The 22,677-nt window shown below is 66.1% G+C and carries 22 protein-coding genes and 3 pseudogenes; 18 read left to right on the top strand and 7 right to left on the bottom strand.

Annotation, left to right across the window (positions count from 1 at the left end; genetic code table 11):
• Positions 1–348 precede the first annotated feature (348 nt).
• From G3N96_RS39195 to G3N96_RS12850, 4 genes and pseudogenes are all read right to left on the bottom strand, one after another.
• Positions 349–489 (bottom strand): annotated as a pseudogene (locus G3N96_RS39195) (IS3 family transposase); the annotation flags it as partial.
• Between the two features lie 91 nt (positions 490–580).
• Positions 581–765: pseudogene (locus tag G3N96_RS12860) on the bottom strand (alcohol dehydrogenase catalytic domain-containing protein); the annotation flags it as partial.
• A 95-nt stretch (positions 766–860) separates the two neighbouring features.
• Complete coding sequence (locus tag G3N96_RS12855; RefSeq protein ID WP_206137450.1) at positions 861–1,709, bottom strand: oxidoreductase; 849 nt, start codon at positions 1,707–1,709, stop codon at positions 861–863.
• A gap of 26 nt (positions 1,710–1,735) precedes the next feature.
• Positions 1,736–2,458, bottom strand: a complete 723-nt coding sequence (locus G3N96_RS12850) for an SDR family oxidoreductase (protein ID WP_124579549.1) — start codon at positions 2,456–2,458, stop codon at positions 1,736–1,738.
• A 99-nt stretch (positions 2,459–2,557) separates the two neighbouring features.
• On the opposite strand from G3N96_RS12850, the gene G3N96_RS12845 reads away from it, so the two are divergent.
• On the top strand, positions 2,558–3,460 hold the full coding sequence (locus G3N96_RS12845) for a LysR family transcriptional regulator (protein WP_124579551.1): 903 nt from the start codon (positions 2,558–2,560) through the stop codon (positions 3,458–3,460).
• A gap of 407 nt (positions 3,461–3,867) precedes the next feature.
• Here G3N96_RS12845 and G3N96_RS12840 read toward each other — a convergent pair whose 3' ends face one another.
• Positions 3,868–4,437 (bottom strand): lipocalin family protein, encoded by a 570-nt coding sequence (locus tag G3N96_RS12840; RefSeq protein WP_206137449.1) that lies wholly within the window; start codon positions 4,435–4,437, stop codon positions 3,868–3,870.
• A 250-nt stretch (positions 4,438–4,687) separates the two neighbouring features.
• On the opposite strand from G3N96_RS12840, the gene G3N96_RS12835 reads away from it, so the two are divergent.
• From G3N96_RS12835 to G3N96_RS12775, 13 genes and pseudogenes are all read left to right on the top strand, one after another.
• Complete coding sequence (locus G3N96_RS12835) at positions 4,688–5,299, top strand: sigma-70 family RNA polymerase sigma factor (RefSeq protein WP_206137448.1); 612 nt, start codon at positions 4,688–4,690, stop codon at positions 5,297–5,299.
• Complete coding sequence (locus tag G3N96_RS12830; RefSeq protein ID WP_206137447.1) at positions 5,296–6,030, top strand: anti-sigma factor; 735 nt, start codon at positions 5,296–5,298, stop codon at positions 6,028–6,030. The genes G3N96_RS12835 and G3N96_RS12830 overlap by 4 nt, the downstream gene beginning before the upstream one ends.
• A gap of 151 nt (positions 6,031–6,181) precedes the next feature.
• Positions 6,182–7,015: a DUF1295 domain-containing protein gene (locus G3N96_RS12825; protein WP_206137446.1), complete on the top strand. Its 834-nt coding sequence runs from the start codon at positions 6,182–6,184 to the stop codon at positions 7,013–7,015.
• Positions 7,012–8,112: a cyclopropane-fatty-acyl-phospholipid synthase family protein gene (locus G3N96_RS12820; RefSeq protein ID WP_206137445.1), complete on the top strand. Its 1,101-nt coding sequence runs from the start codon at positions 7,012–7,014 to the stop codon at positions 8,110–8,112. The genes G3N96_RS12825 and G3N96_RS12820 overlap by 4 nt, the downstream gene beginning before the upstream one ends.
• The gene (locus G3N96_RS12815) at positions 8,109–8,735 is read left to right on the top strand and encodes a lipocalin family protein (RefSeq protein WP_206137444.1); all 627 of its coding nucleotides are present in this window, start codon (positions 8,109–8,111) and stop codon (positions 8,733–8,735) included. Before G3N96_RS12820 ends, G3N96_RS12815 begins: the two co-directional genes overlap by 4 nt.
• Positions 8,736–8,827: 92 nt before the next feature.
• On the top strand, positions 8,828–10,132 hold the full coding sequence (locus G3N96_RS12810) for an FAD-dependent oxidoreductase (RefSeq protein WP_206137443.1): 1,305 nt from the start codon (positions 8,828–8,830) through the stop codon (positions 10,130–10,132).
• Complete coding sequence (locus G3N96_RS12805; RefSeq protein WP_206137442.1) at positions 10,129–10,983, top strand: DUF1365 domain-containing protein; 855 nt, start codon at positions 10,129–10,131, stop codon at positions 10,981–10,983. The genes G3N96_RS12810 and G3N96_RS12805 overlap by 4 nt, the downstream gene beginning before the upstream one ends.
• Entirely contained in the window at positions 10,980–12,197 is a 1,218-nt protein-coding gene (locus tag G3N96_RS12800; protein WP_206137441.1) for a cyclopropane-fatty-acyl-phospholipid synthase family protein, read from the top strand. The genes G3N96_RS12805 and G3N96_RS12800 overlap by 4 nt, the downstream gene beginning before the upstream one ends.
• Before the next feature lies 1 nt (position 12,198).
• On the top strand, positions 12,199–12,732 hold the full coding sequence (locus G3N96_RS12795) for a chalcone isomerase family protein (RefSeq protein WP_206137440.1): 534 nt from the start codon (positions 12,199–12,201) through the stop codon (positions 12,730–12,732).
• Between the two features lie 98 nt (positions 12,733–12,830).
• A pseudogene (locus G3N96_RS39190) lies at positions 12,831–12,962 on the top strand (DUF2256 domain-containing protein); the annotation flags it as partial.
• Between the two features lie 425 nt (positions 12,963–13,387).
• Positions 13,388–14,389, top strand: coding sequence for a hypothetical protein (locus tag G3N96_RS12785; protein WP_241022618.1), 1,002 nt, complete (start codon positions 13,388–13,390; stop codon positions 14,387–14,389).
• A gap of 133 nt (positions 14,390–14,522) precedes the next feature.
• Positions 14,523–15,254, top strand: coding sequence for a GTP cyclohydrolase I (locus tag G3N96_RS12780; RefSeq protein WP_124581233.1), 732 nt, complete (start codon positions 14,523–14,525; stop codon positions 15,252–15,254).
• Positions 15,255–15,369: 115 nt separating this feature from the next.
• Complete coding sequence (locus G3N96_RS12775; RefSeq protein WP_206137439.1) at positions 15,370–16,074, top strand: sigma-70 family RNA polymerase sigma factor; 705 nt, start codon at positions 15,370–15,372, stop codon at positions 16,072–16,074.
• Between the two features lie 102 nt (positions 16,075–16,176).
• Here the strand turns inward: G3N96_RS12775 and G3N96_RS12770 are convergent, their stop codons facing one another.
• The gene (locus G3N96_RS12770) at positions 16,177–17,706 is read right to left on the bottom strand and encodes a cryptochrome/photolyase family protein (RefSeq protein ID WP_206137438.1); all 1,530 of its coding nucleotides are present in this window, start codon (positions 17,704–17,706) and stop codon (positions 16,177–16,179) included.
• Between the two features lie 213 nt (positions 17,707–17,919).
• Between G3N96_RS12770 and G3N96_RS12765 the strand changes: the two genes are divergently transcribed.
• The gene (locus G3N96_RS12765; RefSeq protein WP_206137437.1) at positions 17,920–18,891 is read left to right on the top strand and encodes a MerR family transcriptional regulator; all 972 of its coding nucleotides are present in this window, start codon (positions 17,920–17,922) and stop codon (positions 18,889–18,891) included.
• Between the two features lie 85 nt (positions 18,892–18,976).
• On the opposite strand, the gene G3N96_RS12760 is transcribed toward G3N96_RS12765, so the two are convergent.
• Positions 18,977–19,936, bottom strand: a complete 960-nt coding sequence (locus tag G3N96_RS12760; RefSeq protein WP_206137436.1) for an alpha/beta hydrolase — start codon at positions 19,934–19,936, stop codon at positions 18,977–18,979.
• Between the two features lie 360 nt (positions 19,937–20,296).
• Between G3N96_RS12760 and G3N96_RS12755 the strand changes: the two genes are divergently transcribed.
• The 3 genes from G3N96_RS12755 (at position 20,297) to G3N96_RS12745 (ending at position 22,559) form a co-directional block, all read left to right on the top strand.
• The gene (locus tag G3N96_RS12755) at positions 20,297–20,914 is read left to right on the top strand and encodes a DUF2878 domain-containing protein (protein ID WP_206137435.1); all 618 of its coding nucleotides are present in this window, start codon (positions 20,297–20,299) and stop codon (positions 20,912–20,914) included.
• Positions 20,915–21,180: 266 nt separating this feature from the next.
• Entirely contained in the window at positions 21,181–21,870 is a 690-nt protein-coding gene (locus G3N96_RS12750) for a hypothetical protein (RefSeq protein WP_206137434.1), read from the top strand.
• Entirely contained in the window at positions 21,858–22,559 is a 702-nt protein-coding gene (locus G3N96_RS12745) for a hypothetical protein (RefSeq protein WP_124581219.1), read from the top strand. The genes G3N96_RS12750 and G3N96_RS12745 overlap by 13 nt, the downstream gene beginning before the upstream one ends.
• The last annotated feature ends 118 nt before the right edge of the window (positions 22,560–22,677 follow it).

Below are 22,677 nucleotides of genomic sequence, written 5' to 3'. Positions count from 1 at the left end.
CCCGCGGCTGAACGTAAGCGCCCTGCTGCTTCAAGCTCGGCGCTTCAACGCTGAAGGACGGAAAACCGATGAAACATGCGACATCTGTATTTAGCTGGTGCTACGACATCTGAATCCGGGTATGACATCGCTTGTAGTAGCTTTTTAGAAATGTCGTGTTCTAGCCATTTAGAAATGTCGCGTTTGGACCTCGGTAAGCTGACCGGCTGCCGGTTGTCCGGCGCCGGAGGCTGCGATGGCTGCAACGGAACGGATCACGATGACAATGCGCGAGCTGGACAGGTTCAAGGTCATTCAGGACGTGGCGGACGGCAAGCTCAAGCCGTGGCGTGCGGCAGAACGGCTACCGATTGCTTCGATCGCGGCATCGAGCGTCGTGTTCACAAGCTCGGCGTCGGGTCGCGTACCGATCGACCACCTGATGACCAGTCCATCGAAGCAATCGATGACTGGAGACAGATAGACTTTACCGGCAGAAATCTGGAACTCTGCAGTGGCCTAATGAATCCGGACACTGATTTGGGCGAGAATGGTCGCAACGAAGATGTGTCTGGCCGAACAAACAGCCGGGCTCGCCACGATGGCCTGCGCGGCAGTATGAGCAACTGCCGCAGGCGATCGTCGATGGAGTCAGCACACGATCGCCGCGCCGTAGGTTGCGCACGTCGCGTTAGCCGTCAGGTGCACGATCGCGTCGGTGACTTCGGAATCGGGCGCCGTGTCGATGCAAATGTCGCAGATCTCGTGAAATGCGACTGCTTTCAAATCTGCCCCTCCTTGCCCGAACGTTCTCGTAACTGCCGAGAGCGGAAATCGAGCAAGGAGTGAGCCCCGACGGGCATCGCACCGGCTGCGGCAACTCACCCCTGATCCGGAAAGTCCGCACGCCTCGTCGTTTCCGCCCAGGCATCGAAGTTCTCGCGCAGCGCATCGAGCCGCGCCAGCGCGACCTTCAACGCGGCACCGCCGAGGAGCAGGCGCAGCGGCGGTTCGTCGGCTTCGTACGCAGCGATGATCGCGAGCGCCGCGCGCGCCGGGTCGCCGGGCTGCTTGCCCGACACCGCGCGCGTAGCCGCGCGGCGCTTTCCCGCCGTTTCCGCATAGTCGTCGATCCGAATCGTGGATTCGACCATCGAACGCCCCGCCCAGTCGGTGCGAAACGCGCCCGGCTCGACGATCGTCACGCGAATGCCCAGCGGCGCGACTTCATGAGACAGCGATTCGGACAGCGCCTCGACCGCGAATTTCGTCGCGTGGTAGTAGCCCGTCGCGGCAAACGCGACGAGCCCGCCGAGCGACGACAGATTGAAGATATGGCCTCGGCGCTGCTGCCGCATGCCGGGGAGAATCCGCTGCGTCAGTGCGTTGAGGCCGAACACGTTGACCTCGAACAGCGTGCGGATCTCCCGGTCCTCGCCTTCCTCGATCGCGGCGAGATACCCGTAGCCGGCGCTGTTGACGAGCACGTCGATTGCGCCGAAACGTGCGCGCGCCTGCTCGACGGCGCGTGCGATCGAAGCCGTGTCGGTGACGTCGAGCGGCAGCGGCAACACGCGTTCGCTGTACCGGCGGGCGAGATCCGACAGGCTGTCGGGCTGGCGAGCGGTCACCACCGCGCGCCAGCCACGTTCGAGCACGGCTTCGGCGAGCGCACGGCCGAGGCCGGACGATGCACCGGAAATGAACCACACGGGCGATTGATCGTTCATCGGTTGCTCCTTGAGGAAACGGCGGTTCAGTTGGTCTGGCCCGTCGGCCGGATCGTGAATTCGTTCACGCTGACGCTCGACGGCGACTCGATCACGTGACGCACCGCACGCCCGATATCCGACGGTTGCAGTGCGATCGCGCGGTACTCGCGCATGTACGCCTGGGTCGGCGCGTGCGTGATCGTGTCGGCCAGCTCGCTTTCGACTACGCCCGGATTGATGCAGGTGATTCGCAGTGCCGGATGCTCCTGGCGCAGGCCGTCCGATAACGCGCGCACCGCGAACTTCGTCGCGCAGTAGACGGCGGCGGTCGGCGACACCGAGAGCGCACCGATCGACGCGATGTTGATGATCTGCCCGGCGCCGCGCGAATCCATGTGCGGCAGCACCGCCGCGATGTTCCACAGGACGCCCTTGATGTTGACGTCGATCATGCGGTCCCATTCGTCGTGATGGCCGGCGACGAGCGGCGACAGCGGCATGACGCCCGCGTTGTTCACCAGTACGTCGATCTGCCCCCACGTCTCTAGCGCCGCATCCGCGAACGCTTGCGCCGAGCGGCGATCGGTCACGTCGAGCGCGCAGGTTTCGACTGCGGCACCCGCCGCGCGGAGATCGCGCGCGATGGCGTCGAGCCGGTCCGTGCGCCGCGCACCGAGCATGAGCTTCGCGCCCGGTACCGCCAGCGCGCGTGCGATGCCCTCGCCGATTCCGCTCGATGCGCCCGTGATGAGAATGACTTTGTCCATGACACCTCCCTGTTTCGATGACAGGACGATATCGCCGCTTCTCTGTCGCTTGTAGATGGTGAATACTGGATGGGTTGGTTAGCGTAACTGGACAATGATATGGACCTGAATCTTCTGCCGCTGCTCCTCGCCGTCGCCAAGGAACGGAATTTCCGCGCGGCAGCCGACCGGATGGGTGTCACGCGTTCCGCGGTCAGCCAGGGCATCCGGCGGCTCGAGGACACGCTCGGTGTCGCGCTGGTGGTGCGCACCACGCGATCGGTTCAATTGACCGATGCGGGCGCGCAGTTGGTGCAGTCGCTGGAGGGACCGCTCGTCGATATCGGCAGCGCGCTCGATGCAACGGGCACGACCGACGCGCCGCGCGGCCATCTTCGGCTCACGGCCACGTCGATTGCCGAGCCCTTCCTGTCAGGACCGTTGCTGGCAAGCTTTGCCGAGCGTTATCCCGACGTGACCATCGACGTGACCGTCACGGACGAAGAATTCGATATCGTCGAGCGTGGCTTCGACGCCGGGATCCGGCTGGGACAGGTCATCGAGAAGGACATGATTGCCGTGCCGCTGGGCGGCGAGCAACGCGAACGCGCGGCGGCCGCGCCCGGTTACGTCGAGAAGTACGGCGCGCCCGCCCACCCTGACGAGCTCGTCCGGCACCGCTGTATCGGCTGGCGGCTGTCGCCGGAGCTGGCGCCTTACCGCTGGGAGTTCGTGGAAAACGGCCGCCCTTTCGACGTCGCGGTCGAGCCGCAGTTGACGACGAACGATTTGCGCCTGATGCTGCGTCTCGCGCTGGCCGGCGCCGGCATCACGTTCGCGCCCGAGGACTGCCTGCGCGCACATTTCGACGACGGCTCGCTCGTACCGCTGCTGGAGGCATTCCTGCCACCGTTTCCGGGCTTCTTTCTCTACTTTCCGCAGCGGCGCAACATGGTGCCGAAGCTACGGGCGTTGATCAATCATGTGCGGCAATGGCAAGTACCATCCGGCGCCTGCGGTTGACGCATCCCGCCTCAAGCGAACGCCCCCCGCGATGGTCTCAGGTATCGAGGCATCGTCACCTCCCTAGCCGATCACCGCTTTAACCAGTCTAAAATACGGGGGTGCGGCCACCCGCGCGTGAAATCGGCATCACGGCGGCCGCGCGGATCTTCCAGCTTCTGCAAGAGGACCCGCCGGCGTTCGACACGCTTCGCAAAAAGTCAGCGACCGATGTCGTGCCAACTGATGATCCGGGCGAGCAGTTAACGGCCGAACGCAACGAACCGGTTTTCGCGTTCGGCGACCGTAGACCAAAGGGCGTCATCCCGCCTTTCGCCGCCGCCATCCGCCACGGCCGCGCGCATATGCGGCGCTCGGCGTTGCCCCGGGCCCGATGGCGCCGTGCACGCGTGCCGCGTGCGGTCGCCCTAATGCGCAGTGCGCCGCAACATCGTCGTGTCGTAGCCGAGCGCCCGAACCCGCTCGACCAGCGCCGCGGCCTGATCAGCGGAAGGCTTCGCATCGCGCGTCAGGATCCACAGGAACCGCCCCGACGGTTCACCGACGATCGACCATGCGTAGTCGTCGGCGCGATCGAGCACCCAGTAATCGCCGAAGAAGAACGGCCCGAAGAACGACACTTTCAGCTTTGCGCCGCTGCTGTCGGCCACGATCTTCGCGCGCCCGTCCGAGCTTCGCGCGCGGCCGTCCGGCCCGCCTTCACGGCAGGTATTGCGCACGCCGATGAGACCGTCGTCCCGCTTCGCATACTCGGCCGTCACGCCGTCGCATCCGCGCTCGAAGCGGTTCTCATACCGCGCGAACTCGTACCATCTGCCGACGTAGCGATCGAGATCGACGGATTTCGCGGGTTGCGGAACGTGTGCATTCCCGCTGGGCCCGCCGGCGAGGCCTGCACATCCCGCCAGCACCAGAGCGGCGCCCGCCGCGATCACGCCCACCGCCCACACCGATCGGCCCACGATACTTCGCTTCATTGAATGACTCTCCAGACACGAAACCCGGCCATTGTGCCCTCAACCGGCGGGAGTCGGTCGCATTCGCCACACGTTGCGGCTGCCTGCATCCGCGCGGACGCGTGGCGCGTATCTGATTGCAGGGATCACAGCGGGCGTCGCGCTGCACAACGTGCAGCGGGCGCGACACCGATCGTTCGATCAGAGGCATCCGGGAGTGCTATATTTCGCTCGACATTCACAGCATGGCGGTCCGCGCCATCCACTTCGCATGAGCGACACGCCAAGCGGTGCCAGCGGCTTCGATCAGTCAGCCCCGTCGCGCGATGCCGATGCGGATGTCGCGCGCCGCGAACATCTGAATCGGGTGATGCTTCAGGCAGCAGCCGGCGATCAGGCGGCTTTCGCGGAGTTGTATCAGCTGACCGCGTCGCGGGTGTTCGGGACAATCGTGCGCATGCTTCACGATCACGGCGAAGCCGAGGATATCCTCCAGGAGGTCTACACCACCGCATGGCGGCGCATCGACGCGTTCGACCCGGCGCGCGGCGGCGCAATGACCTGGCTGATCACGCTGGCGCGCAACAAGACGATCGACCGCTTGCGGCAGCATCGCGACGCGCAACTCGACGACGAACAGGCGCTGGCGCTTCCCGCCGAAGATCCCACGCCCGCCGCGCTGGCGGAGGCCTCGCAGGAGCGCCTGCGCCTCGAGCGCTGCCTCGCGCAACTCGATCCGCAGCAGGGCCGCGCGGTGCGCGAGGCCTTCTTCAGCGGCGCGACCTACAGTGAGCTGGCAGCGCGACTGCGTGTGCCGCTCGGAACCATGAAGAGCTGGATCCGGCGCAGCCTGATGCAGCTGAAGGTGTGCCTGGAGCAATGAATACGCCGGCCGATCACAATTCCGAATTGCGCTGCGCCGAATACGCGCTCGGCGTGCTCGACGCAGACGCGCGCCGCGAGCTGGAGCAGTCCGCCGCGCGCGACCCGGCGTTGCAAGCCACGCTCGAGCGCTGGCAGCGCCATCTCGCGCCGCTCGCGGACGACGTCACGCCCGTCGACCCGCCCGCGCGAACCTGGACGAGGATCCAGCACCAACTGGGCTTCATCCCGCCGCCGCGCCCACGCAGCACGGCGCCCTCCGCCGGTTGGTGGGACAGCCTGCGACTGTGGCGCTGGGTCGGCATCGGCGCGAGCGCGGCGGCGCTCGGGCTGCTCACGGTCAACGTGATCCGGTTGGGCGAAGCGCCGCCGCGCCCCGCTGCCGAGGACAACCACTACATGGCGGCCACGCTGGCACAAACGGATGGCGTCGCACGGTGGACCGCCACGGTCGACTTGCGGCGTGCCCGGATGGTCGTGGTGCCCGCGAACACGCCAGCCGTCGCCGCGGACCGCTCGACGGAGCTCTGGCTGATTCCGCCGAATGCGAAGCCGATCTCGCTCGGCGTATTCGCATCGAACGCACCGGCGTCGATGACGCTGCCGCCGGCGATCGTCGCGCAACTCGATGCACGCGCGGTGCTCGCCGTCTCGCTCGAGCCCCACGGCGGCTCGCCGAGCGGCCAACCCACCGGGCCGGTGCTCGCCACCGGCGCGATGCACACCACTTGACGCGCGCAACGCGCGCTCGACCCGTCAAGCGCGGCGGCGTGCCGCCCGCCGCCGTCTCGCTCAACGGGATCACGCCGCATCTCGTCGCATCCGTCTGCATCCGTTCGGTCGCCGGCTCCGTATAAGGGGATATCGCGCCCCCGGAGCCCGTATGCCCGCCGTCGTCGTTGCCCTCCTCGCCTTCGTCGGACTGATCCTGTCCTTCACGGCGGTGTGGATTACCCAATTGCGATCCCGGAACGCCGGGATGATCGATCCGGTCTGGGCCGCGACGCTCGGCGGCGTCGCCGTGTTCGTCGCCGTGCTGGCGACCGGCCCGGCATTGAATCGTGCGCTCGTCGCCGCCGGCGGCGGCATCTGGGGGCTGCGACTCGCGCGGCACCTGTGGCGGCGCAATCGCGGGCAGCCGGAGGACCCGCGCTATCGACAGTTCCGCCTGCAGTGGGGCGACGCCGCGCCGCGCAACATGTTCTGGCTGTTCCAGTTGCAGGCGCTGATCTCGATGCTGCTGTCGATCGCGTTCTTCATCCCCGCATACAGCGCGGTAGCCCCGTCCCGGTTCGCGATCGCTGCGGCAGTGGCGATCTGGATCGCCGCCGTCGCCGGGGAGACCGCCTCCGACCGGCAACTCAAGCGGTTCCTCGCGGATCCCGACCACGGCGGCCAGGTCTGTCGCGCCGGCTGGTGGCGCTATTCGCGGCACCCCAACTATTTTTTCGAGTGCGTGCACTGGCTCGCCTACACGGCCCTGTCGATCGGCATGCCGTGGGGCTGGCTGACGCTGTTCCCGCCCGTCCTGATGGCATGGCTGCTGCTCAAGGTATCCGGCTTGCCGCTGCTCGAAGCGCGTCTGGTGCAAAGCCGGCCCGGCTACCGCGAGTACATGCGCACGACCAGCGCCATCGTTCCGTGGCCGCCGAGGCCGGCGCCCGGCCCTTCCCCCACTCGATCCGATCACCCTGAAGACCGGAGCACGCGATCATGACCACTACCACCTCGCAACCGTCGCCGGCCTCGGCGGCGGCCCCCCACGACACCTGGCTGATCCGCTGCTGTGAGCGCGGCTGGCTGCCGGACCGGCTGATCCGGGCCGGCATGCGCTCGCTCATGCGGCAACGCCTGCGCGCCGAACACGCGTATGACGGCGAACAGCGTGCGGCGGCCCACGACACGCTGGTGCGCGAACTGGGTGCGAGCCCGATCGCAATCGAGACGCTCGCGGCGAACACGCAGCATTACGAAGTGCCCGGCAGCTTCTTCGAGGCCCATCTCGGCCCGCGGCTCAAATATTCGTGCGGCTATTACCCGCGTGGCGACGAAACGCTGTCGCAGGCAGAGGACGCCATGCTGGCGTTGTACGCGCAGCGCGCGAGGCTGGCGGACGGCCAGCGCATTCTCGACCTCGGATGCGGCTGGGGTTCGCTGTCGCTCTGGCTCGCCGAGCGGTATCCGGCGGCGCAGATCGTCGGCCTGTCGAATTCGCACGGCCAACGCCACTTCATCGAGCGATGCGCGGCGCAGCGCGGGCTGACGAATCTGCGCATCGTGACCGGCAACGTGGTGGAGTTCGACTTCGATCCCGCGGACGCCGGTTTCGACCGCGTGCTCTCGATCGAGATGTTCGAGCACATGAAGAACTACGGGCAACTGCTCGCCAAAATCGCGCGCTGGATGCACGACGACGGCAAGCTCTTCGTGCACATCTTCGCGCACAAGCTGCTCGCCTATCACTTCGCGGTGCGCGACGACACCGACTGGATGTCGCGCCACTTCTTCACGGGCGGGACGATGCCGTCGGCCGACCTGCTGCTGCGGTTCCAGGACGACGTGCGCATCGCCCGCCAATGGTGGCTCGACGGGACGCACTACGCCCGCACGGCCAATCAGTGGCTCGCGTCGCTCGATGCGGCGCGCGACCGGATCATGCCGATTTTCGAGACGGTCCACGGCGCCGACGCCCGCCTCTGGTTCCAGCGCTGGCGGATGTTCTACATGGCGGTCGCCGAGCTGTTCGGCTATGCCGACGGGCAGGAATGGGGCGTCGCCCACTATCTGTTCGACAAGCGCCGGGTGCTCGCATGAGGGCCGCGATCGCGCATCGGGTTCTCCGCCGCGTCGCCGTCGCCGCCACGGTCGTGACGGCGCTCGCGATCGGAGCCGCCGGGTGCTCGGGCAGCCCGCCGAACCCGAATCCGCGCGCCGCCGTTCCGTTGTCGACCGTACCCGTCGACTTGCCGCGCTACATGGGCCGCTGGTACGTGATCGCGAACATCCCGTATTTCGCGGAACGCGACTACGTCGGCAGCCGGGCCGAGTGGCGCCTGCGCGACGACGGCCGGATCGACGACGCATTCGTCGGCCGCAAAGGCGGCTTCGACCAGCCCGAGAAGCGCTATCGGTTCGTCGACGCCGTGAAGCCCGGCAGCGGCGGTGGCGAATGGCGCGTGCGGCTGTTCTGGCCGGTGTATGTCACGCAACTGACGCTCTATGTCGACCCCGACTACCGGTACACGATCCTCGGCTACCCGGGCAAGACGCTCGGCTGGATCTTCTCGCGCGCGCCGACGATGGACGAGGCCACCTATCGCTCGCTGCTCGCCCGGCTCGATGCGATGGGTTACGACACGTCGCGCTTCAGGCGAGTGCCGCAAACCCCGGACCAGCTCGGCAAGCCGGGCTTCGCGTCGCCCGGCGATCGCGAATGACGGCCGCACCTGCATCCGTCGCGCGCGGTGCGACGTATATCAGCACAAGTGATTCCCGAACCTGCACTTGTGACTGACGGAGACCCTTCGCGATGCACCCGGAACTTTCAATGTCGCGGCCCGGCCGGCGGATCGCCGTCGTCGGCGCCGGCATCGCGGGCCTGGCCAGCGCGTACTTGCTGGCCCGCCGTCACCGCGTGACGCTGTTCGAGGCCGCCGACTATCTCGGCGGTCACACGCACACGGTCGACGTCGATCTCGACGGCGCGCGCCACCCCGTCGACACGGGCTTCCTCGTGTTCAACGACCGGACCTATCCGAACCTGATCGCACTGTTCGACGAACTGGGCGTGGCCGCCCATTCGACCGACATGTCGTTTTCGGTTTCGGTCGACGGCGGCCGGCTCGAATGGGCCGGCAGCAACCTGAACACGGTGTTCGCGCAACGCCGCAACCTGTTCTCGCCGACCTTTCTCGGGATGTTGCGCGACATCCTGCGCTTCAACGCGTCCGCGCACGATCACCTGGAATCGGCGAGCCGGCAGCGTCTTTCGGTCGGGGAACTGCTCACGGCCGGCGGTTACGGCGCATCGTTCCAGCATCACTACCTGCTGCCGATGGCGGCGGCGATCTGGTCGAGCGCGGCCAACGACATCCTGCGTTTTCCGGCGGCGACGTTCCTGCGCTTCTGCCTGAATCACGCGTTGTTGCAGGTCAACAACCGGCCGACCTGGCGCACCGTCGCGGGCGGCGCGCGGCAGTACGTCGAGCGCATCGCCGCGACGCTCGACGACGTGCGGGTGAATACGCCGGTGCGCGCGATACGGCGCGACGACGCGGGCGTGACGGTGGCGACCGATGCAGCCGGTCACGAGCGTTTCGACGCGGTCGTGCTCGCGTGCCATGCGCCGACCAGCCTGGGGCTGCTCGCGGATGCCAGCAAGGCCGAGCGCGACGTGCTCGGCGCCGTGCGCTACCAGCACAACGTCGCGGTGCTTCATACCGATACGGCGTTGCTGCCGCGCCGGCGGCGCGTGTGGTCGGCGTGGAACTACCTGGGCGGCCGGCCGAGGCGCACGGGCGGCGAATCGCCCGTGTGCGTGAGCTACCTGCTCAACCAGTTGCAGCCGCTGCCGTTCCGCTCGCCGGTCGTCGTCACGTTGAATCCGGTCGACGAGCCCGCGCCCGACACCCTGCTCGGCCGCTACGATTACGCACACCCGCTGCTCGACCTCGCGGCGGTGGATGCGCAGCATCGTCTGCCGATGCTGCAGGGGCGGCGCAATACGTGGTATGCGGGAGCGTGGACAGGCTACGGGTTCCATGAGGATGGACTGAAATCGGCGTTGCGCGTCGCCCGCAGCTTCGGCGTCGCGCCGGCCTGGGCTCGCCCATGAATGCGCCCTTTGCCCGCGACGGCGCGGCCGCCCGGCTGCTCGTCGGCACCGTGATGCACGAACGGCTGCGGCCGGTGCGCCATGCTTTCGCGTACCCGATATTCCAGGTCTGCTGCGACGTCGAGCGGCTGGACGAGATCGACGCCGGCTGGTTCGGCATCGATCGCTGGGCCCCGCTCGCGCTCGCTTCCCGCGACTACGGCCCGCGCGACGGCCGCGCGCTCGGCCCGTGGATGCGCGAGGTCCTCGCGCGCGCCGGCATTCCCGCCGACGGCCCGATCTGGCTGCAGACAATCCCGCGCGTCTTCGGCTACGCATTCAATCCGGTGAGCTTCTGGTACTGCTACGACCGCGCGGGCCGGCTGCGCGCGCTGTACGCCGATGTGCGCAATACGTTCGGTGCGCACCACGGCTACCTGCTGAGTGCGATGCGCCACGCGCCGATCGATGCCGATACCGTGCTGGTCTGCCGCAAGACGTTTCATGTCTCGCCGTTTTGCGACATCGTCGGGGATTACGCGTTTCGCGTGCGTCAGTGCGGCGATCATCTGAGCGTGGCGATCGACTATCGCGACGACGACGGTCTGCTGCTGCGCACGGCGATCGGCATGCGGTCCGCGCCGCTGACGGCGGCACGCGCATGGCGCGCGCTGGCCCGGCAGCCGCTGAACGCGATCAACGTCGTCATTCGCATTCATTGGCAAGCGCTGCGGCTGTGGCTCGCGCGCGTGCCGTTCCACGGCAAGACGCCCCCCGGCCGTTCCGCCGCTGCCGATTCGCCATTGTCCCGTTCGCCGGGCGCGTCGCCACACGGCCGCTCGGCGATGTCCGATCACGAGGCTCGCCCATGACCTTGCTGCGCCTGCTGTCTTCCGCCTCGCAACCGGCGATGCCGCTCTCGGCCCGGTTGTTCATCGCGCTGCTTCGGCAAATCCACGACGGTCACCTGACGCTCGTGACGCCCGAAGGCGCGCAGCATGTGTTCGGCGATCCGCACCGCCAGCCGGCCGCGACGCTGCAGGTGCGCGACTGGCGGGCGTGCCGTGCGATCCTGCGCGCGGGCGACATCGGGTTCGCGGAAGCGTATCGCGCCGGCTGGATCGACACGCCCGAACTCGTCGCGCTGCTGCGCCTCGCGATCCGCAACCAGCCGGTGATCGCGAAGACGGTGACCGGCGGCCGCCTGGCACGCCTCTGGTACGTGCTGCGTCACCGGCTGAGGATGAATACGCGGGCCGGCAGCCGCCGCAACATCCACGCGCACTACGATCTCGGCAACGACTTTTACGGATTGTGGCTCGACGACACGTGGACGTATTCGAGCGCCTGCTTCGACGGCGACGCGCAGCGTTCGCTCGCCGACGCGCAAACGGCGAAGTATCAGCGCATCGTCGATTCGCTCGGCCTGCGCGCCGGCATGCACGTGCTCGAGATCGGCTGCGGCTGGGGCGGGTTCGCCGCGCATGCCGCACGGCAAGGCATCCGCGTGCATGGCGTCACCGTCTCGCAGGCGCAATACGCGCTGGCCCGCGAGCGCATGGCGCGCGACGGGCTGTCCGATCGCGTCACGCTCGAATTGCGCGACTATCGCGACGTCGACGGCCAATACGACGCGATCGTGTCGATCGAGATGTTCGAGGCCGTGGGCGAAACGTTCTGGCCGGTGTACTTCGACACGCTCAGGCAGCGCCTGAAGCCCGGTGCGCGCGCGCTGATTCAGTCGATCACGATCATCGAGTCGCTATTCGACGCGTATCGCACGTCGAGCGACTTCATTCGCGAGTTCATCTTTCCCGGCGGGATGCTGCCGAGCCCGGAGCGTTTCGTCGATGCCGCGCGGCGCGCCGGCCTGGCCGCCGAACCGGTGTTCGCGTTCGGTGACGACTACGCGCGCACGCTGCGCACCTGGCGGGCCGCGTTCGAGGCGCGCATCGACTCGGTGCGCGCGCAACGGTTCGACGAGACGTTCATTCGCACCTGGCGCCTCTATCTCGCCTATTGCGAAGCGGGATTTGCCGAGCGTCGGACCGACGTGATGCATTTCATCGTGTCGGCGGGCGGCTGACATGAGGCGCCGGGTTGCGATGCTCGCCGCGGCGGCGGCTGCGGCGCTGGCTGCCCCCTTGTTCGCCGGCGCGAGCTGCGTCGACGACATCGCATCGGCGCGACTGATCGGATCCGGCCGGTTCTGCATCCTGGGCATCTGTCTGTACGACGCCCAGCTGTGGGCGCCCCGGCCGCCGGGCGCGTTCGACACGCCGTTTGCGTTGTCGCTGGCCTATCGTCACGACGTGAAAGGCGAGCGGCTCGTCTCGACGGGCATGGACGAGATCGAGCGCCTCGCACCCGCGCCGTTGCCGGCGACGACGCTCGAAGCATGGCGCCGCGATATCGAACGGGCATTCACCGACGTATCGCGCGGCGACGTGCTGTGCGGCGTGTATGTGCCCGAGCGCGGCGCACGTTTCTACACCAACGGCCGCCTCACGGCCGACGTGACCGACCCGGCGTTCGCGCGCGCATTCTTCGAGATCTGGCTCGACCCGCGCACGCGGGCAAAAGCGTTGCGCCGTCAGTTGCTGGGCGACGATGCGCGCTGATGCGACGGTGAGTAATGGCGACGGGTCCGGTGTATCGACGCGGCAACGTCACTCGGCCGGGCAGTTCGTCAGAGATCCGTCTCGATGCGTGATTCGCCATGGTCGACAAGATGCACTTGCCTGAGAAGATCTGCGAGACCTGCGGCTTGCCTTTCAGCTGGAGAAAGAAATGGAAAGCCGCTTGGGACGAAGTCCGATATTGCTCGGAGCGTTGCCGTCGGAATCGGCGGCCGCGTGCCCGCATGAAGACGAACGCTGCGCGTCGTCGACTTCGCATGGGTGAGCCGGTCGCGAGCAGCACGCGGGCCCGGATAGCGCTTCGATTGGGCCGAGACTGAATGTTCGCCCCTGTTTCGGGCACCGGGAATCGATCGGCACGGGTGCGCGCAGGCGTACTCGTGAGAGCGGCCCTCCCCCTCCCCGCGGCCGTCTGGATTGCTGCATGCCCGGTTGCCTCCAGACGGTTCACTCCGGCTTGTCTCAGTCGCACGACGCCTGCGTGAACGCCCGGCCATGTTCGTTGGCGCGAGCGGCCGCGGGCCGGATCCCGCCGCATCGACTCGCAAATGTGCGACACGATCGATTCATGCATCGAAATCGCACGCCTTCCGGCGTACTTTCCGGCCCATCTTGACCCATATCGGCCACCATCCCATTGACCCAGAAAGTCGTTTCGTATGTGCTGCAGACACGCAATACGCTTGTACAAATGAGCATACACGTGCTAAATGCGCAAATTACCGATGCCAAATCAGTATTTGACGCACAAACTTCCGGTACAAATTATTTCATGAATCACTTTTCCGCTTCACTTTCCGGAAAATTTGCATACAATCCAGCTGTGACGCATGAATCGACCGAGGGAGGCTCCGTGCCAGCACGCAATCACGACATCAAGCCGCGCCGGTTTCCGGCGTGTCCGGCTTCATTGATGGCGCGCGTGTCCGTCGCCCCGGCACGCAGCCCGTCACACCACGCCGGTGCGGCGCTCGACCGGCCGATTGCATCGCACCTGCGGGTCGCCGCGCAGCAGCGCGGCCAACGCTGCCGGCGCCGCTCGCCGCAGGTGACCGACCGGTGTAGAGGCGCCAGCCCGAACGGTGCACTGCCCGAACGGCGATCGAACCCCGTCACGGCTCGTGCATGTCCGACGCTGCTCGTCACCGGCGGCCTGACCGCCTCCGACGAAACGATCGAGCAAGTCGGCCTGCACGTCAGCGAGCGCGTCGAATCGGTGTCGCGGGCGCTACGACAGCCCGGCCAGGCCGTCGACGCGCTGATCGCCGAGGTTTCGTCGTTGCAGATGAATCTGGCGATTCAATTCGTGTCGCTGGCCCAGGCGCGCCATGTCCGCGCGGCCGCGATCATCTATGAGTACGGCAGCGTGCAGGCCCTCGCGTTGATCCGCCTGGCAGGGTTCCACCTGTTTCACTCGGTGGGCGGCCGCATCGACCACGCGTTCGTCCTGACCACGTTGCAACAATCCGCCGCAGTCATGCTCGCAGGCAGGCCGACGGCGAACGACTCCATGGTGCGGTTCTGCCGGGACGTCGGCGGCTGCCCCCCCGCAACGCCAGTGAGTCCGTCGTGCGGGATCAGGGCCGGATCTCCGGTGACGTTGCCGGACCGCCATGCACGTCCGCGCGCGCGCAGGTGAGCGGCACGCGGTCGACGCGTCGTCGAAATAGCGGCGGCGTTCGCCCGATTTTTACGCAACGAATACAGCCAAATCATCGCGTCGTCTCAGTCGCGATCCATCACATCCCCCCAACCTCGAGAAACGAACCGAAATGGGCAATCTGATCGACGCTCCCGAGCACACCTTGACTGCGATCGACGAGGGCATTCCTCTGTCGCACATCATCCGTCGCCGGCTCGAGAACGCGGGCGCGCGCTTCCATGCAAACGACAACATCGCCGCGCACCTGCGCGACGGCGAACTCGATGCCCTGCAGAACGAAGTTACGCAGGGAATGGAAGCCGTGCTGCGCTCGCTCGTGATCGATGTCGACAACGACCACAACACGCGGGAAACCGCGCGGCGCGTCGCGAAGATGTTCATCCGCGAAGTGTTCGCGGGCCGCTACGACGCGGCGCCGGCCGTCACCGAATTCCCGAACGTCGAGCGGCTGGACGAGCTGCTGATCGTCGGGCCGCTGCGCGTGCGCAGTGCCTGCTCGCATCATCTTTGCCCGATCATGGGACGCATCTGGATCGGCGTGCTGCCCAGCGCCGCGTCGAACCTGATCGGCCTGTCGAAGTACGGCAGGCTGGTGAACTGGGTCATGACGCGCCCGCAGATCCAGGAAGAAGCGGTCAAGCAGATCGCCGACCTCCTCGAATCGCGCATCTCGCCCGATGGGCTTGCCGTCGTCCTCGAGGCCGAGCACTTCTGCATGCATTGGCGCGGCACCAAGGACGACCAGGCAAAAATGACCAACAGCGTGATGCGCGGGAAATTTCTCGCGGACGCATCGCTTCGCCGAGAGTTTCTCGCGTTGTTGTCCGGAAAGCATGCGTAAAGCGCGCGACAGGCATTCGCGACGAATGCGCCGGCACCGTGCCCGGCCATGCGCCGCGCCGCTCGTCAGCGCGTGCGCGTAACTGCAGGAAGCGCAACGCCATACGGAGTTCCCGATGAACTGCTCGCACGACTCACTCCGCCCGTCGTCCGGCCAGGGTCGATCGACGACGACGCATTCAGGCAGGCAGCCGCGCCGGGGCGCGTCCCGCGCGCGGTCGCGTCCCGGCGGCAGAACCGAACTCACCGCCGATGCGGTCGTTCAGCCCGACGAAGCATCCGACGCGCAGGCGGAGCTCGACCAATTGCTGTCGCGCGTCGCCGCCGGCGACGAGCATGCGTTCGCACAGCTGTATCGATTGACGGCGGCGCGGCTGTACGGCGCGATCGTCCGCATGATCCGCGACCGCCACGAAGCGGAAGACCTGCTTCAGGACGTGTTCACGACGGCGTGGCGTCGCGCCGATTCATTCGACGCCGGACGCGGCACGGCGATGACATGGCTGATGACGCTCGCACGCAATCGGACCATCGACCGGATCCGGCAGCACCGCGAGCTACCGCTCGACGACGAACTGGCGCTGTCGATCCCCGACGAAAGCCCGACGCCCGATCTCGGTGCGCAGGCGAGCCAGGAGCGCCTGCGTCTGGAGCGCGGGCTCGCGCATCTGGGCGAGCGGCAGGCGTATGTACTGCGGGAAGCGTTTCATGGCGGCGCGTCCTATGCGGAGCTGGCCGAACGCATGCAGGTGCCGCTCGGCACGATGAAGAGCTGGATTCGCCGCAGCCTGATGCGACTCAAGGTGTATCTCGAGCAATGAGCGCGCGAATCGCTTCGCAATCCGAAGCGAAAGGCGAATCCACGCCGCACGCGCATGCTTCGTACGCGCCATTTTCGACGGCGGCGGCCGATGCGGAACGGCCTACAGCGAGTCGATATTCCGCACCACGCTGTCCGCCTGCATGCGAATCGCTTCGAGCGCCTCGTCATCAAAGCGCGCGAGCTGCCGATAGACCATCCCAAGCCGGTGGTTGTGCTGCAGCGCACCGCGGTGCCGGTCGAAAAAGTCCCAATACAGCGCGTTGAACGGGCATGCGCGCGCGCCGGTTCGGGCATGGCGGTCGTACGCGCAGCCCTTACAGTAATTGCTCATCCGATGGATGTACGCGGCACTGGAAACGTAGGGCTTGGTCGCCATTGCCCCGCCGTCGGCGTATTGACTCATGCCGAGCGTGTTCGGCATCTCGACCCATTCGAGCGCATCGATATAGACACCGAGATACCATTCATGCACCTCGTGCGGATCCAGCCCGGCCAGCAGTGCAAAGTTGCCGATCACCATCAGCCGCTGGATATGGTGCGCATGCGCGTCTTCGAGCGACTGCCGCAGCGCATGCGACATGCAGGCCATGCGCGTGCGACAATCCCAGAACCAATGCGGCAACGGGCGACGATGACCGAACGCATTGCTGTTTTCATAGCCCGGCATGCGTGCCCAGTACACGCCGCGCACGAACTCGCGCCAGCCCAGTATCTGCCGGATGAACCCTTCGACCGCGGCAAGCGGCGCCGCACCGCTGCGATACGCGTGCTCGGCTCGCGCGACGACTTCGCGCGGATTCAACATTTTCACGTTGAGCGCGAACGACAGCATCGAGTGGAACAGGCGCCGCGCGCTCCCGTGCATCGCGTCCTGGAACTGCCCGAAGAACGGCAGTGCGTGCAGGATGAAGGCGTCGAGGCCGGCAAGCGCTTCGGCTCGATCGATGGGCCAGCGGAAGTCGCCGGCCGACGGCTCCCCGAAGCTGCGCACGCCCGCCGCAACGATCTGTTGCCACAGCGCGCGATGATCGTGATGCGGACGCCAGTCGGCCGGTTCCGCGGGCGAGCCGGACCACGCCTGGCGGTTCTCGGCATCGTAGTTCCACTGCCCGCCTGCCGGCCGCCCTTCCCCGTCGAGCAAGACACGATGCCGCACGCGCATGCTCCGGTAGAAGCGATCCATGATCCATGATCGGCCGGCTCCGAGCACCTGCGCGACCTCGTCGCGCGTCGTATGGAAATGGCCGGTATCGACCGCGCGAACCGGCACGCTCGCCGCTGCCGCATAGGCGCTCAGTTGCTGGTCGACACGCCATTCGTCCGGCAGCAGATACTCGATGCACGCTGCGCCGTGAAGCTCGGCGACACTGTCCAGGTTGGCGGGAATGGCCTGACGATTGAGCGGGTCGTCGATCTCGATGTAGTGCACGCGATGGCCCGCATCGCGCAACAGCGTCGCGAAGCGGCGCATCGCCGCAAAGATGGCAATCAGCTTCTGGGCGTGATGGAGCGTGTAGTCGGTTTCCTGCCGAACTTCCATCAGCACGTAGATCGTTTCGGCCCGGACATCGGAAAACCAATGATGATTCGGGTCCAGCTGATCGCCGAGGACAAGCCTTAAAGTCTTCATGGGACGCTTCGCGATTGATGATCGCCGCCTGGGTTGTCGAGACACCTGCATCGCCACTTCGCGGCACCGCTGCGAAGCATTCTAGCCGGCTCGCGCTTCACGAACCACCTTTTCGGACGAAAATCCGCACGTTGAATCACTTTCCTGCTTCGTATTTCACGCAAACTGCGTACAATCCTGAGACAACGGTACGTCAACTTCAGGAGAGCAACGATGCCCCCTCGCAAGGATCGCGATACGCCCCATCGCTATCGCAGCGGCGAGGCCGCGCGCCTGGCTCGCATGCCGGCAGCCACGCTGAGAATCTGGGAACGGCGCTATGGGGTGGTTGCTCCGCCCAAAACGCCGTCCGGCCAACGGATGTACTCGGACGACGACGTCCAGCGAATTCGTTTGCTGAAGACGCTCGTCAATCAGGGCCACGCGATCGGCTCGATTGCCAGCCTGAGCCACGAGGAACTCGAGGCGCTGTCGTTGACGAATACGCGTGACGCGGCGTTTCACGAGGCAAGCGTGAGCCTCGCGGTCGTCGGCGCGCTGTCGATCCCGGAAGCCGCGATAGAGCGAATGGGAATCCGGATCGCCGCGCGAATCGACTCGCTCGACGGCGCGAGCGCGGATGCGGATACGCCAGTCGACGCCCTCATCGCGACGACCACGTCGCTCCATGAGGATGTCGTTTCGCAACTCGCTGCCGTGGCGCAACAGCTCAACGCGCACGCCGTGGCCGTCGTATACGGGTTCGGCACGGCAGAGGCGGTCGAGCTGGCGCGTCTGTCGGGGTTCGAGCTGTTCCGGTCGACGGAAGGCCAGACCAACCCGATCGCCATCATGTCGAAACTGGCACAAGCCGTCGTCAAGTCGCGCCAAGCGAATGACGCGGATCGCGGGCTCTGGCTGCGCACCCGGCGACGCTTCGACGATGCGACGCTCGCGTCGCTCAGCGGCCTGTCCACCACCGTCAAATGCGAGTGTCCGCGTCATCTGTCCGAATTGATCATGCAGCTCGGCGCGTTCGAGCGATACAGCGACGAATGCGTGTCGCGATCGCCGGCCGATGCGCTGCTGCATCGCCACCTTGGCGACGCCGCGAATCGGGCAGCCGAATTGCTCGAAACGGCGCTGGCCGTCATTCTTCGCGAAGAGGGATTGGGCGGGACGACGCCGGATCTGAAGGCGCTGTAGCACGGCGCGCGCCGCCGGCCGTTCCGGCCCGCCCACGACGACAGGCGGCGATGCGCTTTCACGTGCAATGCGGGGCTTGCCTCGATCACCGAGCCGAAACCGAAGCACGAGCCACTGCGGCAGGCGATGTCGGCGGTCCGCTCGTGGTGCCGGCATTCGACGCATTCGCGATGCGATCCACGAACGCGGAGAGATCGTCGAGCACGGGCGCCACGCCTCGCAACGGCGCGCCCAGCACACCGACGATCGACGCATGGCTCACGTTCCTGTAACGCATGACCACGACGGTATCGCCCTTGTCTTGCAGCGCGCGCGCGAAGCGGGTCGTGTTGCCGGGCTCGACCACGGTGTCGTTCTCCGCGACGGCCAGCCACATCGGCGGCTCCGTACCCTCGATGGATCGAATGGGCTGGCTCGCGGCGCGCGCTTCCTCCGGGAAGATCCTTTCAAGCGTCGCGTCACGCAGCGGCAGGAAATCGTAAGCCCCTGCCAGGCCGATCACGCCGGCGATATCGCTCTTGCGCATCTCCCGTGCCGCCAGATAGCGGCCGTCGGTCGCGAGCAACGCGGCAATCTGTGCGCCGGCAGAGTGCCCCATCAGAAACAGGCGACGTGGATCGCCGCCGAACGCAACCGCGTGCTCGCGTGCCCACGCCACCGCCTGCGCCGCATCGTCGATGAAACCGGGAAAGGTGGCCGCCGGATACGTCCTGTAGTCGGGTAAGACGGCAACAAAGCCCCGCGACGCGAGCGCCTCGCCCACGAACAGATAGTCGTTGCGCTCGCCCGACTGCCAGCTTCCGCCGTAAAAGAACACGACCACCGGCGCGCCCGCGCTCGCATCGGCCGGCCAGTGACGCAAGACGCGCGTGGGCAAGTAGACGTCGAGCACGTGGCGTTCGCCGGATCCGTACGGGATACCGGCGAACAGGCTGAACGTGTAGCTCGGCGTCAGCGCATTCAGGAGCCGCACCGGGCTGCACGCGGCGAGGAGACCGGCCGCGAGCAGCACCGACAGGACGACAAGTCCGGCTTTCATGTTCATGAAGATCCCCATCCCCGACGATTCCGGCCGCATCCGCCGCCTTGTCTGTCGTTTACGGAGCGTGCGCGCAAGCGGATGCATGCATCGCACGGCAACCGCCCCCCCCCCCGCAACGACATCCCGATCTTCCCTGCGCAAGTGCATCCGTCCGCAATGGAGAGCCGTATACGCAATGGACAAGTGAATCAACGCGGAATGCCGACAATCGCTCCCTGCGCAGCAATCGTGCGGTGGTGGATCCGCTCGTCGACGATAGTGAGAGCCGTCTTCCATGAACGTTCAACCTGCCGCTTTCCCCAAGATGCAACGTCGACCGGGCGGCATGGCGAGCATGCCGTTACCGATCCCGCGCGAACGATCATGAGAAGCACTCCCAATCAACTGACATCCAGCACGCAGAAGTCTGATGCCGTTCGCGTGTACGTCTATCTGGTGACAACCCAAACAGGATGGCTGGTCTGCGTGATGACGGCCGCAGCGCATCACGCCGCGTGGGGTGTTATCTATGCGCTGATCGCGACAGCCGGCCATCTCCTCTTCGCGCGTCGCCCCACATCCGAGGCGCGGATCGTGATTACGGTCACGGTGTCCGGATGGTTATGGGACAGCGCCGTTGCCCATTCCGGCCTGCTCGTGTACCCGAATGGCGTTTTTCTCGAAGGGACAGCGCCGTACTGGCTCGCGGGGCTGTGGGCGCTGTTCGCGATTCAACTCAATACCGTGCTGCGCTGGCTTCGAGCGCGACCGCTCATCTCGGCGCTCGTCGGCGCATTCGCGGGCCCGGCGTCCTTTCGCGCCGGTGCGGCGCTGGGGGCCGTTCATTTCAAGGATCCGGCTGCAGCGCTCGTCGTCATCGCAACCGGCTGGGCGTTCATCTTGCCGGCCGCGCTGGCGATTGCCAGCCATTCGGATGGCGTAACGAACCATTCTCCTGCGCCAATCGGCGCAGTCGACATGAACGACGCCCGCGCCGGATAGAGTCGGGAGCCTCGCAAGCCGGCTTTATCTCCGATCATGCGAAGCATGCGAATGGTTCACAGTGACGATGCCAAAAACGAGTCGTCGAACAAGTTCTTTAGCGAATTCGGATGGGGAAAATTCTCGCATTACCTTCTCCATCACTGCAAACCCGCCCGTGCATCCGCTCCCGCTCCTCCACCGTATCTGCGTATGTCATCCAGCCAAGGTGCTCGGTGTCCCACCTCGGGAAATGGCGTCGCGATGGCATCCAGAGGAGACAACTCATGAAGCTTTTCATCGGTATCGTCGTTGCCGCAGCGGCGCCGTTCGCGCTCAGCGCTTGCGGAGGCGAAGACGACATTGCGCCCGTGGCAGCCCAACATCCGGAGAATCTGGCCATCTGGACCGCGCTCGGCGGTGATTCGGCGGCCCCCGGCGTGGTGGCCGGCGTGGTCAATGCAGCGGTTGCAGGCCTGTTGGCGGACCCGGTCGAAGCGCCCTATTTTGCGGCTGTATCCGGTAATGCGACCCACAGCAGTGCAGCCCATGACACCCCGGCACGGCTTGAAGCCTGTCTCACGCTGCAGTTTGAATCGCTCCTCGGCGGTCCGTACACCTACCCAGGCCCCGTGAAGGTGGCCGGAGACATCGACGCCCAGCCGGAGATGTGTCAAGACATGACGACGGCCCATAACGACGTCGGCGTTCCAGGCTGCGTGTTCGACCAGTTCATGGTGGATCTCGTCGCGACGCTGCAAAGCAAGCTCTCGGCCGAGGATTTTGCCGCACTGACGTCGACGACAAATGGAACGTACACGCTCACCGAGAAAAACACGGCCGGCATCCCGGTCGGCACAAAATTCCAGTTCAGTGCGGTACCCACCCTCTTCAACCTGCGTCATACCATCATCAGCGCCACACCCGGCGGCCCGGTGTACCTTCCCCCGACGGTTGCAACATCATGTACGGGCTGACGGCGGTGCGAAGCACCCACGTGATCGCGTGGGTCGCTGCGGCACTCTCCGTGAGTGTCGCCGGGATCGGCGGGTTGCACACGACACAAGGGCGACGGCTCCTCACCGAGCTGGGCGTGAAGTGTCCCGTGGATTCCGTCGATTCCCGAACGGTGCTGTCGATTCGCAACAAGGCGATTTTGCAGGAGAAAGGTGTATCGGCGGCCGCCCACCGTCCTGCGTTCGGCCTGCAGCTCGATCGCAGTACGGAGGCGGAAGTGTCGGAAAGAATGTCGCGATACAACGCGCAGTGCGTCGAATTGACCCGAGGCTTGCGCTACCTGCGCTGTCGAGGCGTGCCTGCCGAATCGCTCGGCTCGAATGGCCCACCCGTGAGCGAAATATGGTTCAGTTTCGCGCCTGATCGCACGTTGATGGCCATCAATGTGTACCGTCGCGACATGTCCGCAGATGAAACGCGACGGAGCTGGCAGATCGCCGTGCGGAATCTGCACGATGTGCTCGGCGCACCCACATCCGTGTCGGGAGATACGACGCTGGAATCGCTGATAGGCAAACCCGTGGCGGTTGCACGGGTGAGCTACGCCTATTCGGATTACGTAGCGACGGTCACCGCATCCCACCTGCCATACGGCGGGCTGGCAGTCCGCGAACAGTACATGTCTACCGCGGTCAGGCAAGAGGGATAAACCGGGCTCGTGAACAGGAGGCTCGATGTCACGCAGGTACAACGAGAATAGGATCAAGATCTCGAGTGGGGCACTCGGCTCGGGCTGACGACATAAACCCGTCCAGGAATTCCGCCGC

The organism is Burkholderia sp. Se-20373, assembly GCF_017104705.1.
GTDB lineage: Bacteria > Pseudomonadota > Gammaproteobacteria > Burkholderiales > Burkholderiaceae > Burkholderia.
The sequence above is the reverse complement of the archived record's forward strand: the minus strand, read 5'-3'. Positions and strand labels throughout refer to the sequence as shown.

Bases quoted from the DNA above. Each gene is read 5' to 3' on its own strand.
- G3N96_RS12855 (WP_206137450.1), bottom strand. From the start codon at position 1,709: ATGAACGATCAATCGCCCGTGTGGTTCATTTCCGGTGCATCGTCCGGC.
- G3N96_RS12850 (WP_124579549.1), bottom strand. From the start codon at position 2,458: ATGGACAAAGTCATTCTCATCACGGGCGCATCGAGCGGAATCGGCGAG.
- G3N96_RS12845 (WP_124579551.1), top strand. From the start codon at position 2,558: ATGGACCTGAATCTTCTGCCGCTGCTCCTCGCCGTCGCCAAGGAACGG.
- G3N96_RS12840 (WP_206137449.1), bottom strand. From the start codon at position 4,437: ATGAAGCGAAGTATCGTGGGCCGATCGGTGTGGGCGGTGGGCGTGATC.
- G3N96_RS12835 (WP_206137448.1), top strand. From the start codon at position 4,688: ATGAGCGACACGCCAAGCGGTGCCAGCGGCTTCGATCAGTCAGCCCCG.
- G3N96_RS12830 (WP_206137447.1), top strand. From the start codon at position 5,296: ATGAATACGCCGGCCGATCACAATTCCGAATTGCGCTGCGCCGAATAC.
- G3N96_RS12825 (WP_206137446.1), top strand. From the start codon at position 6,182: ATGCCCGCCGTCGTCGTTGCCCTCCTCGCCTTCGTCGGACTGATCCTG.
- G3N96_RS12820 (WP_206137445.1), top strand. From the start codon at position 7,012: ATGACCACTACCACCTCGCAACCGTCGCCGGCCTCGGCGGCGGCCCCC.
- G3N96_RS12815 (WP_206137444.1), top strand. From the start codon at position 8,109: ATGAGGGCCGCGATCGCGCATCGGGTTCTCCGCCGCGTCGCCGTCGCC.
- G3N96_RS12810 (WP_206137443.1), top strand. From the start codon at position 8,828: ATGCACCCGGAACTTTCAATGTCGCGGCCCGGCCGGCGGATCGCCGTC.
- G3N96_RS12805 (WP_206137442.1), top strand. From the start codon at position 10,129: ATGAATGCGCCCTTTGCCCGCGACGGCGCGGCCGCCCGGCTGCTCGTC.
- G3N96_RS12800 (WP_206137441.1), top strand. From the start codon at position 10,980: ATGACCTTGCTGCGCCTGCTGTCTTCCGCCTCGCAACCGGCGATGCCG.
- G3N96_RS12795 (WP_206137440.1), top strand. From the start codon at position 12,199: ATGAGGCGCCGGGTTGCGATGCTCGCCGCGGCGGCGGCTGCGGCGCTG.
- G3N96_RS12780 (WP_124581233.1), top strand. From the start codon at position 14,523: ATGGGCAATCTGATCGACGCTCCCGAGCACACCTTGACTGCGATCGAC.
- G3N96_RS12775 (WP_206137439.1), top strand. From the start codon at position 15,370: ATGAACTGCTCGCACGACTCACTCCGCCCGTCGTCCGGCCAGGGTCGA.
- G3N96_RS12770 (WP_206137438.1), bottom strand. From the start codon at position 17,706: ATGAAGACTTTAAGGCTTGTCCTCGGCGATCAGCTGGACCCGAATCAT.
- G3N96_RS12765 (WP_206137437.1), top strand. From the start codon at position 17,920: ATGCCCCCTCGCAAGGATCGCGATACGCCCCATCGCTATCGCAGCGGC.
- G3N96_RS12760 (WP_206137436.1), bottom strand. From the start codon at position 19,936: ATGAACATGAAAGCCGGACTTGTCGTCCTGTCGGTGCTGCTCGCGGCC.
- G3N96_RS12755 (WP_206137435.1), top strand. From the start codon at position 20,297: ATGAGAAGCACTCCCAATCAACTGACATCCAGCACGCAGAAGTCTGAT.
- G3N96_RS12750 (WP_206137434.1), top strand. From the start codon at position 21,181: ATGAAGCTTTTCATCGGTATCGTCGTTGCCGCAGCGGCGCCGTTCGCG.
- G3N96_RS12745 (WP_124581219.1), top strand. From the start codon at position 21,858: ATGTACGGGCTGACGGCGGTGCGAAGCACCCACGTGATCGCGTGGGTC.